We start from the raw sequence: 12230 nt of genomic DNA, 5'->3' as shown, positions 1-12230 counted from the left end.
TGACACGGGCATCGGCAGCACACGGTACGATATCTAGTGTGTCTGTAGTAGATGAACGCGCAGCAATGATGTCCGCCCAGAGTAACGATGCGAGCTTCCCCACCCTGTGGGCTGAGCTTGAGTGGCGTGGTCTTATCCACGTATCCACCGACGCTGAGGCACTCTCTGAGCTGATCGAAGGTCAGCCGTTCTCGTATTACTGCGGCTTTGACCCGACGGCGTCGAGCTTGCACCTCGGCCACCTTGTGCAGCTCCTGCTCATGCGTCGCCTGCAGCTGAAGGGCCACCTTCCCCTCGGCCTCGTTGGCGGCTCGACGGGTCTGATTGGCGATCCGCGCCCCACCGCAGAGCGCACGCTCAACTCTCGCGAGACTGTCGCCGAGTGGGTGAGCTCGCTCGGTGAGCAGGTGTCGCGTTACCTCAGCTTCGAGGGCGAAAACGCTGCACGCCTCGTAAACAACCTCGACTGGACCGCGCCGCTCTCGGCGATTGATTTCCTGCGCGAGATTGGCAAGTACTTCCGCGTCGGCACGATGATCAAGAAAGACATCGTGGCGAAGCGCCTCGATTCCGACGAGGGCATTAGCTACACCGAGTTCAGCTACCAGATCCTGCAGGGTCTCGACTTCCTCGAACTCCACCGCCAGTACGGTTGCATGCTGCAGTCGGGTGGTAGCGATCAGTGGGGCAACCTCACGAGCGGCACCGACCTCATCCGTAAGGCTGAGGGTACATCGGTCCACGCGATCGGCACCCCGCTCATCACCAACGCTGACGGCACCAAGTTCGGCAAGAGCGAGGGCAACGCCATCTGGCTGAACCCCGAGATGTGCTCGCCGTACGCGTTCTACCAGTTCTGGCTCAACCAGGCTGATGCTGACGTCGTCGATCGTTTGAAGGTTTTCACCTTCCTGTCGCGTGCAGAGATCGAAGACTACGCTCGCCAGGTTGAGGAAGAGCCATTCCGTCGTGCAGCGCAGAAGCGCCTCGCGCTCGAGGTCACCAGCCTTGTGCACGGCCGCGCTGCAGCGCAGGGCGCAATCGATGCTTCGGCTGCACTCTTCGGCCAGGGCGACCTCGCAACCCTCGACGAGATGTCGCTCAGCGGCGCAATCTCAGAGCTGCCCCAGGCAGCGGGCGAGCTCGGTGCAAGCGTTGCGCAGTTGCTCGTCGACGCAAACCTTGTGAAGAGCCTCGGCGAAGCACGTCGTGCGATCGCGCAGGGCGGCGTGTACATCAACAACGTTGCGGTAGAGGCTGACGGCCGCGTGCTCGAAGCAGGTGACTTGCTCCACGGCAAGTTTGCGGTGTTGCGTCGCGGCAAGAAAGCAATGGCGGGAATCACCCTCTAACTCAGATTCATCACGTAGATCCGCATAGATCTACTGACGTAACGCCTCGGTGACATGTTTTGTCTCGGGGCGTTACGCATTATCAGGGTGTGCACTACCTCCGGTGTTACGGTCGAGTCATGAGAATTGCGCTGATGCAAGACGAAGCTGTTCCGCTGAACATCGAAGCAAACCTCGCGACGATGCGTTGTGCAGCAGAGGTGGCAAGTGAGACCGGTGCCGAACTGCTGCTCACGCCAGAGCTGTGGGTGTCTGGTTACGCACCCCGTGCGCTCGCCGAATGGCTGACGGTTGAGCGGATTGCGACGATCCGCCCAGCAATCTCTGCGATGGCAAAAGACACCGGAATTGCGATCGCCGCGAGCTTCCCGCTCGCCCGCGAAGACGGCGGATTCTCAATCGCAGCCGGCCTGTGGGATGCGTCGGGTGCTGAAGTGCTTCTGTACGAAAAGGTGCACCTCTGGGCCGACGAAGAGCCGCTCGCCTTCACACCGTCGACTGCGGCTCCCGCAATCGCAGAGTGGAATGGGCGCAGAGTCGCGTTCCAGATTTGCTACGACATCGAATTCCCCGAGCCCGCACGATATCTGGCACAGCAGGGAATCGATCTGCTCCTCGTGCCGACCGCAATCGATGGCTTCTCACGCTACGTCCCCGAGGTGTTGGTGCGCGCTCGCGCCGCAGAAAACAGCATGGTTGTGGCATATGCGGATCACGCTGCGCGCCGGCATCAGGGCGATGATCCGGCCGCGGGTTTCACCGGTATGAGCACGGTCGCTGGGCGCGATGGACTCCTGCTCGCAAGTGCCGGTCGCGAGACTCAGCTGCTGTTTGCAGACCTGCCTGAGGTAGAGCCTGTTGAAGACATCGCCGCTGACTACCTCGCAGATGTACAGCCGCAGCTGTATGCGACTTGGGGGTAGGTGTAGCCCTAGTTCGACCCACTCCACGCGGCCGGTGCCAGAATCCACATGAGTTCTGCGCCGGCCTCGTGCGTTTCCCAGGTGTGCGGCTCGCTGCCTGCGAAGGTGAGGGTATCGCTGGCGGCAAGGGGAACGCGGCGGTCAGTGAAGATCAGGTCGACGCTGCCTGAAATGACATGAATGCTCTCAACCTCGCAGTTCACCGTGTAGAGCTGCACGCCACCGTTAGCGTTGGGTTCGAGGGTGGATCGCAGCACCTGTACGCGATGTTCGGAGCGCGGCGTGACGAGTCGCTCGACCGCGCCAGTACCGCCCATGTTGATCTTGGGGGCGTCTGCGAGTGACACCAGTTGCACCTCTGGCTCCTCGAAGAGCGAGCCGACCGGCAATGAGAGCGCCTGACAAATCTGCACGAGCACGGGAACGCTCGGGGTCGTGTCGTCGCGTTCGACGCGGCTCAAGAATCCTTTGGTGAGGCCGCAGGCCGTCGCGAGCTGTTCCATCGTGATGCCCTGCGAAGTGCGTGACGCGCGCAGCTTGGCACCGATCCGCACAGGGGTGTCTCCCGCGGTGGGATGTACGGGGCGCATGGCGACCACCTTCCGAAGTTGCACGTCTGCTGACAGCGTCGGCCAGCCGCGTTTGACGTGGTGTTGATTCTCAGTCTATTCTGTCATCAAGTTCACTAATAGAGTCTACTTGTTTACTTGCATGAAACTTATATTGGTGCGCACGCTCAATGATGAACACCCCTGAAAGGAATGTGGACAGTGACTGATCACACCCCCGTAGGCCCCGTAGACGCAAGCCTCACCCCGCGATACGCGGGCATCGCCACGTTCGCAAAGCTGCCCCGCATCGAAGACGTGCCCGCAGCAGACATCGCAGTCGTAGGTATTCCCTTCGACACCGGTGTGAGCTTCCGCCCCGGCGCACGTTTCGGCCCGAGCCACGTGCGTGAGGCTTCGCGCCTGCTCCGTCCGTACAACCCTGCGCAGGACGTTTCGCCCTTCGAGCGCAAGCAGGTTGTCGACGCTGGTGACATCGTTGCGAACCCCTTCAGTCTTGAAGAAGCTGTCAACCAGATCGACGCCGCAGCTACCGAGCTCGGTGAGAAGGTCGACAAGATCGTCACCATTGGCGGCGACCACACGATCGCGCTCCCACTCCTTCGCGCGATTAACAAGAAGCACGGTCCCGTCGCAGTGCTCCACTTCGATGCGCACCTCGATACCTGGGACACCTACTTCGGTGCACCTACGACTCACGGCACTCCGTTCCGTCGCGCATCGGAAGAGGGCCTCATTGACATGACTGCGTCGATGCACGGCGGCACCCGCGGCCCGCTCTACGGCAAGAGCGACCTTGAAGACGACGCAATGCTCGGCTTCCAGATTGTCACGACCGAGTTCGTTGAGGAGCACGGTGTTCCGGCGGCGCTGGAGAAGATCCGCACCCGCGTTGGTGACAAGCCCCTCTACATCTCGATCGACATCGATGTCCTTGATCCCGCGCACGCGCCCGGCACCGGTACGCCCGAGGCTGGTGGGCTCACGAGCCGCGAGATGCTCCGCATCATCCGCGGACTTGCTGACCTGAACATCGTTGGTGCTGACGTGGTTGAGGTCGCGCCGGCGTATGACCACGCGCAGATCACCGCGGTGTCGGCAAGCCATGTTGTCTACGAGCTGGTCTCGGCGATGGCGGCTCGCGACTAGTCACGCAGCTGTATCGCGACTGATCCGCGCGGCGTACGATCGAGGGAGACCTCGCACTCGTGCGTCGCGCGGATTTTGTCATTTCGGCACCGAACGGCACCGAACCGCGGCCGATCCGCAGCAGCGTCCAGCACTCGAAAGGCCCCATGCGCTTTGTTGATCTGAGTCACCCGCTCGCTACCGGCATGCCCGTGTACCCGGGTGACCCGGCGGTCACGATCGCGCCGGCGCTCACCGTCGCAGCAGATGGCGTTGCGGTGGCACGCCTCGATCTCGGGTCGCACGCTGGCACGCACCTTGACGCCCCGGTGCACGTCATTCCTGGCGGACGCACGGTCGAGGAGATCCCGCTTGCACGGCTGTGGGGTGAGGCATTTGTTGCGCGGATCGATGCGGCAGTCCCGGACACGGCGATTGTGGCAGCTGACGCGTCAACCCTGCCGACAGCGCTCCCGCAGATTGTCTGCATCGACACTGGCTGGGACGTGCACTTCGGCACGGATGCGGCTCTGGCCACCCGTACCTTGCGCTCGAGCTTGCCGAGCTGTTGTGGGAGCGCGGTGCTCGCGTGCTGTGCGTGGACACGTTGAGTCCTGACGCTATGGGGAAGGAGTCCCTGCCGGTACATCAGTTCTGGCTCGGCAATGACGGTGTGATTGTTGAGAACCTCAGGGGGCTGTCTGAGATCCCAGATTCAGTGGAACTCTCTGTGCTGCCCCTCAGGCTTGATGGGATCGATGGGTCACCGGTTCGAGCCGTGGCCCGTTTCATCGGCGAGTGACCCGCCCTGCTCAATCATCCGGCCACCGAGCAGGCGGTCGAGGCTCCATTCGTAACGCTCTGCCCAGATATGCGCGTGCACCCAGGTGTCGACGATCATGACGCCTGGCTGTTCGCGTATGTCGCGGACAAGTTGCGCGAAGTGGGGGATCGACCGTGCTGAGATCGTTGCGATGAACGAATAGGTTCCCATCGTGCGTGCGATGAATTCAATGCCTGGCAACTCCACGAAGAGCTGCTCGAATGCCTCGGCGGTGGTTTCTGAGCCGCTGAGGGTGATGCCAACGCCGGCAAGGAGCGAGCTGGTTGCAGCTCGCCTCGCGCGTACGGCACCGATCCGCATCGCATTTGAATCGAGCAGACGCATGACTCGCGTGCGGCATGCAGAGGCGGATCTTCCCAGTCTGCGGCTGAGCTCCCCAAAGGTATAGCGCCCGTCTTCCTGGAGTAGGGCCATGAGTTCGACGTCAAAGTCGTCAAACGTGTGCATAGGCACGCGGGGATCTTGACTCAAACGCAGACGTCGAATGACTTGTTCGTACAGGCTCGTTTGGATTTCAATAACGCCGGGAATCGCGCGGATCTGCCTGGTGGCGCGTGCGGCTGTCTCCCAGTCAGCAGCCCAGAGTTCGACAATGACCTGCTGCGGGCCGGTGATTTCCGAGAGGAATACGACGTCGTTACGCGTGAGGAGTTCTTCGAACACGTGAGTGGTGGAGCCGATGACCCGCAGCCGAAGGTTCACCTGTACTGGCATGCCCAGAGCGCTCGGGTGTACTGCGGCGCGAATGCTGATCTCGCCAGTCTCGATGAGTTCTTGCACGCGCTTCGCAACAAGTGTGCGGTGCACGCCGAGTTGGTCAGCGAGCGTGGAGAATTGCGCGCGGCCGTCGAGCTGGAGCGCACGAATGAGGTCTTCGTCGAAGTCTTGCACTCGCTCAAGCTATCAGAACTGGACGTGTCGTAATTCGACAAATTGACTTTGTGGCTCCATCAATTGTCGCAACTGGGTGTCCTTATGCTGCCCAGTGTTGACAAATCTGCACTGTGAGATTCTTGTCGCGCAATTCTGTCTTGGAATGGGGCTAGCCTCGTCTTCGTACACAGACAAAGGAGTTCACACAGTGCGTAAGTTGGCATTCACGAAGGCCTCGGAAATCGCGGCCCCCCAGATCATCGTGGCGAAGAAGATTTACGCGCTCGATACTGAAGGAACGACTCCTGAAGCGTTCTTGGTCATTGATGACCGGATCCGCCAGGTCGGCACCGTCGCGGCGTGTGAAGCAACCGCGGCAACCATCAGCGCTATTGCTCCCGAGATCGTCGATCTTGGCGAGGGTGTCGTGGTTCCCGGCTTCATTGATGCGCACGCGCATCCCCTCATGCACGGCCAGATGATGAGCTGGGTCGATTGCGGCCCCGAGCAGGCATCTTCGATCCCTGAGATCGTCGCGCTCCTCAGTGAAGCAGCGAAGAAGCTCCCCGCAGGCCGCCCCGTTCGCGGCTTCGGCTACGAGCAGCGCAACCTCGCAGAGCAGCGCCACCCCAACCGCTTCGAGCTCGACCAGGTCGCAACCGACCGCGAGGTCTACCTCATGAACGCATCGGGTCACGGCGGTGTCGTGAACTCCTACACCTTCGAACTCCACGGTGTTGACCGCGATACGCCGAACCCCAAGGGTGGCGAGTTCTTCCGCGACGCAGACGGTGAGCTCACCGGCGAGCTGTCTGACGCGGCGTGCAACATGCTCACCGGCCTTGAGGGCGTGAAGATCGGCCACCACGGCCCGAACTTCCACCTCGCAGACGAACCCGAAGAGCACAAGCGCCAGCTTGCAGCAGCGCAGGAAGACTTCTTTAAGGGCGGCGTCACCACGATCGGTGACGCGCAGGTCAGCCGTCGCGAGTTCGACATGTACCTTCGCCTCGCTGAGAGCGGCGACCTGAAGATGCGCGTGAGCATGTACCTGCTCTCGCACCTCCTCGACGAAGCGATCGAGATGGGTCTGCACGGCCAGTTCGGCAACGAGTACCTTTCGTTTGCTGGCATCAAGTTCTATTCGGACGGCACCCTCGGTGGCTGGACCGCGTACTTTCCCGACGGCTACGTTGGCGACCCCTGCCGCACCGGCCAGCTGTACCACGATCCGCGTGACTACACGGCGCTCATCAAGCGGGCGCACGCTGTTGGTCTCCAAACCGCAACCCACTCGCAGTCGCCCGTCGCGCTCGAGATGGTGATCAACGCGATCGAGGAAGCGCTCGCAGAGCACCCCGATGCTGACGCACGTCACCGCATCGAGCACTGCGGTCTGCCCACTCCCGAGCAGATCGAGCGCATGGCACAGGCAGGCATCATGCCCGTCAACCAGCCGCAGCACCACTTCAACTGGGGCGAGGGCGTCGAGCACGCAGTCGGCACCCCCGGCGAGCGTTTCAACCCGCTCGGTGAGTTCGAGCGCGCTGGCGTCCCGGTCACCATTTCGTCTGATGCTCCCGTCGCCGAGCCCCGTCCCCTCGAGGCCCTGCAGGCCGCGACCTCGCGCATCACGCGCCGTGGGCACCAGCTCGGTTCGGAAGATCTCGCAGTATCGGTCGACACCGCACTGCGCGGCCACACGATCAGCGCGGCTCGCACGCTCGGCCGTGAGGACGAGCTGGGCAGTCTCGAGATTGGCAAGCGCGCTGACTTCGCAGTGTTGGGCGCGGATCCTTACACGACGCCCGTGACCGAGCTCGCCGAGGTGCAGGTCGACTCGACCTGGGTCGGCGGCACGAAGGTCTACACCCGCTAATTCTCTGATCGCGGGGCCGGCAACACCGCTGGCCGGCCCCGCACCTTCTGGTTCGAACCCAAAAATACGGCATCCGGCAAAGGAGCTCACATGTCAACAACCTCTATCCCTACACAGGGGAATACACATAGACGCGCGCTAAAGAGTGGCTTCGCCGCTCTCGTAGGTACCACGGTCGAGTGGTACGACTTCTACGTCTACGCAATCGCTGCGGCGATCGTCTTCCCGCATGTGTTCTTCCCGAACGCGGATCCCGCACTCGCGACCCTCGCGTCGTTTGGTACTTACGCGGTCGCGTTCTTCATGCGCCCCCTCGGTGGCATTATCTTTGGCCACGTCGGTGACCGTCTCGGCCGTAAGCCCGCACTCACTATCACGCTCGTGATGATGGGCGTTGCAACGGTCTGCGTTGGTCTGCTTCCGAGCTACGCCACCATCGGTATCTGGGGTCCGATCCTCCTTATCCTCTTCCGTATGGTGCAGGGTCTCGCTGTTGGTGGCGAGTGGGGCGGCGCAAGCCTCATGGCTGTCGAGAGTGCTCCTGATAAGTGGAAGAACTTCTACGGCGGCTTCACACAGCTCGGTAACCCGCTTGGCGCGCTGCTCTCGTCGCTGGCGTTCTTCTTGCTCGCGCTCATGGGGGACGACGTGCTGCTCGCTTGGGGCTGGCGTATTCCGTTCCTCTTCAGCGTCGTGCTCATCGGTGTCGGCTTCTGGGTTCGCTACCGCGTCGAGGAGACCCCGGTCTTCGAGGCAAAGGTCGAGGGCAAGAAGCAGTCCACGCCGCTCGTCTTCGCGATCAAGAACAACTGGTTCCCGATTCTCATGGGCATCTGCATCGTGGCAATGTCGTCGGGTGGCTACGTCATCGCGACCACCTTCGTACAGAACTACGCAACGAGCCCCGAGATTGGCATCTCTGCTTCCGTGATCCTCGGCGCGATGAGTATCGCTTCACTGGTTGAGGCGATCGTGACCCTGCCCGTCGCAATGCTCGGCGACAAGATCGGTGCCAAGGCCGTCATGCTTGGTGGCATCATCCTGTCGTTCATCTGCATGATCCCGATGATTCTTGTCATCGAAGCACACAACGTCGCGCTGATCTTCCTCTTTGCATCGCTCCTGCGCATCACGCTCAGTGGCGCATGGGCTCCGCTGTCGACGCTCATGGCGCAGATGTTCCGTCCGCAGGCGCGCTACACCTCGATGTCGCTCTCGTATGGCATCGGTGCGGCGCTTTGGGGCGGTCTCTCGCCCGCAGCCGCTTCGGCGATCATGCTTGCGACCGGCAGCGTCTGGGCCGTCATCGGCTTCTTCGGCGTGCTCACTGTTGCAGCGCTCATCGGCACCATCTTTGCTCCCCAGCACTCGGACGTCGCTCCCGTGACGGGCTCCTTCAAGGCCCGCACTGATACGACTGCCGTCACCATTTCAGAAGGAATCTAATCATGCAGACCGCCGTCCGACGCACCACTGGCTGGGTCGTCATCGAAACCCTGAAGAACTACGGCATCGACACCGTGTTCGGTATTCCGGGTACGCATAACCTCGAGTTCTACCGCCCGCTCACTGAGCTTGGTATTCGCCCTGTGACCTCGCGTCACGAACAGGGAGCCGGCTATGCGTCGGACGGTTGGTCGCTGCAGACCGGTAAGCCCGGCGTCGTCATCACCACGAGTGGCCCCGGCCTGCTCAACGCGCTGTCGGCCGCAGGCACCGCATACTGCGAGTCGCGCCCGATGATCCTGCTGGCCCCCGGCCCGGCACTCGGCAACGAGTTCGCTGACATCGGAACCCTGCACGAAACCAAGGATCAGCTCAGTGCGGCCTCTGCGATCGTCGAGTGGGGCCGCCGGGTGAAGTCGGCTGAAGAGGCCGTCGCTGCAGTGCACGACGCATTCGAGCTCTTCGCAACCACTCGCCCCCGTCCCGTGTACATCGAAGTTCCCCTCGACGTGCTCGAGGAGGTCACCGAGATCGCGGCTGCAGAGCTCGCGCCCCGTACCTTTGCCCCGGTCCCGGCGGCGGATCCCGCACGCATCGCCGAGGCCGCTCGCCTCCTCGCGAACGCCGCAGATCCCGTGATCCTCGCTGGCGGCGGATCCCGCGAAGCTGTTGCCGAGATCCGCGCCCTCGCGGAGCGACTCGGTGCCCCGGTCGTCACCACCGGCAATGCAAAGGGTGTGCTCGACGAGCTCCACCCGCTTTCGCTCGGTGCAAACCTGCGCCTCGCTGCGGCACGTGATCGTGCCCGCGACGCCGACGTGCTCGTCGTTGTTGGTTCGAAGCTCGGCGAAGCAGAGCTCTGGGTCGACAAGCTTGATGCGCAGGGCGCTGTGATCCGCATCGATCTGCTCGAATCACAGATCAACAAGAACCAGGACGCAACGGTCGGTCTCGTCGGATCAGCGCAGGCAACCCTCGCGGCGCTCGTCGCCGAACTCGGTGAGGGGACGGCGCTCGACAGCGCGGCACGCACCGCCGAAACCCTCGTCGCCGTGCGCAACGAGGTGCGCGAGCTGTCGCCCGAGAACGCTGCGCTCGCTGAGATCATCGCTGACGTTCTCCCGGCCGACGCGATCGTCTCGACCGACTCGTCGCAGATCGCATATTGGGGCCTGCTCAACACCATCAAGGCGTCGAAGCCCAACTCGACCCCGTACATGACCACCTACGCAACCCTTGGTTACGGCCTGCCCGCAGCGCTCGGTTCGCGAATCGCGGATCCCAGCCGCCCCTCGTTCGTGGTCATTGGCGACGGTGCACTCATGTTCTCGATGAACGAGTTCATCACCGTCACTGAGCAGCGGGAAGACGTGACCGTCATTGTTGTGGACAACGGTGGCTACGGCGAGATCAAGCAGAATGAGATGGACGCCGACATCGCACCCATCGCGGTCGATCTCGTACAGCCAGACTGGGCAGCACTTGCTCCCGCATTCGGTGGCGCAGGTCACCGCGCGGCAAACGCAGCAGAACTCGATGCCGCAGTGAAGGTTGCGCTGCGGGACGGCGGCCTGCAGGTGATCCACATCGATCAGGCCACCTTCCAGATCAACGGAGGAAACTAATCATGACCGAGGCAAAGCGCCCCGTCGTTGTCTACACCGACATCGACGACACTGATCCCGCGATCGGCATCGCCCTGCTCGAAGCAGCAGGCTACGAGGTACGCGTGCTCGGCACCCGTGACGCAGCGGAAATCATTGCGGGTTCGCAGGATGCAGTTGCCCTGCTCCCCGGATACGCAGCGATCACGCGCGAGATCATCGAAGCGCTTCCCGAGCTGAAGATCATCGCACTCATGTCGATGGGCTTCGATTACGTCGACCTCGAGGCAGCCACCGAGCGCGGCATCTGGGTGACCAACGTTCCCGGTGCAGCGACCGAGGAGGTTGCGGTGCACGCGCTCGCGATCATCCTCAGCAGTGTTCGTCAGTTGCCGTTCTACACCGGTTCTGCGGTGCCCGGCACCTGGAATGACCGCGCGTCTTCGGCTCCGCCGCGCCTGAGCGAGATCTCGCTCGGCATCATCGGCCTCGGCAAGATCGGCCGCGAACTCGCGCGCATCGCCGGCCCCATCTTCGGCTCGGTCATTGGCTACGACCCGATGCTGCCTGACACCCCTGAGGTGGCCGCAGATCTTGAGGCCCTCGGCGTCGAGCGCATGAGCCTCGAGGAAGTACAGGCGCGCGCCAACGTCCTCTCGTTGCACCTGCCACTCTTCCCGTCGACGGCGAAGATGATTAACGCGGAATTCATCGCAGGCATGCCCGCAGGCAGCGTGCTCGCGAACGTGTCGCGCGGTGGTCTCATCGACAATGAGGCGCTCGTCGCTGCGCTCGACAGCGGACACCTCGCTGGTGCTGCCCTCGACGTACTCGACCAGGAGCCACCCGCAGCCGATCACGTGCTGCTTGGCCGCCCCGATGTTGTGCTGACGCCGCACATCGCGTACTTCTCGGCTCGTACCGAGATCGAGTACGTGCGAATTCAGGCGCAGAACGTTGTCACGCTCGCTGAATCGGGTACGCCCGATTCGCCTGTGAACCGACTGGGCTAAGGCTTCTGGCTGTGCATCATGAGTGGGGCGCTTCGGAATACTCCGGGGCGCCCCACTTTTGTGTGTAGGTGCAGGGCTGTACTCCGCACACTGCTGGACGTGGCATAGGTCCACCCGAGGGATCGCAATCGGACGTTTTCTCAAAACTGGCTGTTTCATGCGTCAGAAAGTGCCTCCTTTGCCAGGATGAGCCTGCTGTGCTGGTCTGGCTGAAGGTCGAACAGGACGAGCGGGCCAGATGCCCGAGACTCCCGTGGATACAACGCGAACCTGAGGTTTCCCCAGGTCCCGCCTGAGTGTTGCGAACGCGCTTTCGAGAGAAACAGCGAAATCAGCTTTCAGACACGCCGAAGAATGTGCCAAAGTTTGCGCTCGGCCGTGGTTGAGCGTAATGTATTCCCTTGTCGCCGCAACGCAGCCGGGCAGCATCGCTGGCCTGGTTGATTTTGTTTGCGGTTAACCGGAATCGTTTGGTTTTGGTTGTTGGACTGCTTTTCGGAGGGCCATTGGTTTGGTCGGTACGGGGAGTGTCTGGTCCTTGAGAACTCAATAGTGTGCACTTGATTGTCAAATGCCAATTTTTTATCCCTGGCATGAAC

Annotated in this window: 11 protein-coding genes; 8 read left to right on the top strand and 3 right to left on the bottom strand. The window is 62.2% G+C overall.

Translation table 11 applies throughout. The features are described from left to right. Window positions 1–68 precede the first annotated feature (68 nt). Window positions 69–1352: a tyrosine--tRNA ligase gene (gene tyrS / locus ICL81_RS11115; RefSeq protein WP_188035015.1), complete on the top strand. Its 1284-nt coding sequence runs from the start codon at window positions 69–71 to the stop codon at window positions 1350–1352. A gap of 119 nt (window positions 1353–1471) precedes the next feature. Then, complete coding sequence (locus ICL81_RS11110; protein WP_188034947.1) at window positions 1472–2275, top strand: nitrilase-related carbon-nitrogen hydrolase; 804 nt, start codon at window positions 1472–1474, stop codon at window positions 2273–2275. An 8-nt stretch (window positions 2276–2283) separates the two neighbouring features. Here the strand turns inward: ICL81_RS11110 and ICL81_RS11105 are convergent, their stop codons facing one another. Next, window positions 2284–2865 carry a helix-turn-helix domain-containing protein gene (locus ICL81_RS11105; RefSeq protein ID WP_188023206.1) on the bottom strand — a complete coding sequence of 194 codons (582 nt, stop codon included), beginning with the start codon at window positions 2863–2865 and terminating at the stop codon, window positions 2284–2286. A gap of 180 nt (window positions 2866–3045) precedes the next feature. Between ICL81_RS11105 and speB the strand changes: the two genes are divergently transcribed. Further along, window positions 3046–3993 (top strand): agmatinase, encoded by a 948-nt coding sequence (gene speB, locus ICL81_RS11100; protein WP_188034946.1) that lies wholly within the window; start codon window positions 3046–3048, stop codon window positions 3991–3993. Window positions 3994–4052: 59 nt separating this feature from the next. Further along, the gene (locus ICL81_RS12075; protein WP_353055514.1) at window positions 4053–4583 is read left to right on the top strand and encodes a cyclase family protein; all 531 of its coding nucleotides are present in this window, start codon (window positions 4053–4055) and stop codon (window positions 4581–4583) included. A 152-nt stretch (window positions 4584–4735) separates the two neighbouring features. Here ICL81_RS12075 and ICL81_RS12230 read toward each other — a convergent pair whose 3' ends face one another. Further along, the gene (locus ICL81_RS12230) at window positions 4736–5707 is read right to left on the bottom strand and encodes an Lrp/AsnC family transcriptional regulator (RefSeq protein WP_188034945.1); all 972 of its coding nucleotides are present in this window, start codon (window positions 5705–5707) and stop codon (window positions 4736–4738) included. A 190-nt stretch (window positions 5708–5897) separates the two neighbouring features. Between ICL81_RS12230 and ICL81_RS11085 the strand changes: the two genes are divergently transcribed. From ICL81_RS11085 to ICL81_RS11070, 4 genes are all read left to right on the top strand, one after another. Further along, window positions 5898–7568, top strand: a complete 1671-nt coding sequence (locus ICL81_RS11085; protein WP_188034944.1) for an amidohydrolase — start codon at window positions 5898–5900, stop codon at window positions 7566–7568. Window positions 7569–7658: 90 nt separating this feature from the next. Then, on the top strand, window positions 7659–9014 hold the full coding sequence (locus ICL81_RS11080) for an MFS transporter (RefSeq protein WP_188034943.1): 1356 nt from the start codon (window positions 7659–7661) through the stop codon (window positions 9012–9014). Window positions 9015–9016: 2 nt separating this feature from the next. Beyond that, window positions 9017–10639, top strand: coding sequence for a thiamine pyrophosphate-binding protein (locus ICL81_RS11075; protein ID WP_188034942.1), 1623 nt, complete (start codon window positions 9017–9019; stop codon window positions 10637–10639). Window positions 10640–10641: 2 nt separating this feature from the next. Then, on the top strand, window positions 10642–11631 hold the full coding sequence (locus tag ICL81_RS11070; RefSeq protein ID WP_188034941.1) for a C-terminal binding protein: 990 nt from the start codon (window positions 10642–10644) through the stop codon (window positions 11629–11631). 331 nt (window positions 11632–11962) lie between these two features. On the opposite strand, the gene ICL81_RS11865 is transcribed toward ICL81_RS11070, so the two are convergent. Further along, the coding region (locus tag ICL81_RS11865; RefSeq protein WP_215394791.1) for a hypothetical protein at window positions 11963–12230 on the bottom strand (268 nt) is incomplete at its 5' end.

Source organism: Leucobacter sp. cx-328, from assembly GCF_014530035.1.
In the GTDB taxonomy this organism is placed as follows: domain Bacteria; phylum Actinomycetota; class Actinomycetes; order Actinomycetales; family Microbacteriaceae; genus Leucobacter.
This window is presented reverse-complemented; position numbering and strand designations above follow the sequence as displayed.

What these genes read in the sequence shown, in the direction of transcription:
- tyrS (WP_188035015.1), top strand. Translation starts at nt 69, where the DNA reads ATGTCCGCCCAGAGTAACGATGCGAGCTTCCCCACCCTGTGGGCTGAG.
- ICL81_RS11110 (WP_188034947.1), top strand. Translation starts at nt 1,472, where the DNA reads ATGAGAATTGCGCTGATGCAAGACGAAGCTGTTCCGCTGAACATCGAA.
- ICL81_RS11105 (WP_188023206.1), bottom strand. Translation starts at nt 2,865, where the DNA reads ATGCGCCCCGTACATCCCACCGCGGGAGACACCCCTGTGCGGATCGGT.
- ICL81_RS11080 (WP_188034943.1), top strand. Translation starts at nt 7,659, where the DNA reads ATGTCAACAACCTCTATCCCTACACAGGGGAATACACATAGACGCGCG.
- ICL81_RS11075 (WP_188034942.1), top strand. Translation starts at nt 9,017, where the DNA reads ATGCAGACCGCCGTCCGACGCACCACTGGCTGGGTCGTCATCGAAACC.
- ICL81_RS11070 (WP_188034941.1), top strand. Translation starts at nt 10,642, where the DNA reads ATGACCGAGGCAAAGCGCCCCGTCGTTGTCTACACCGACATCGACGAC.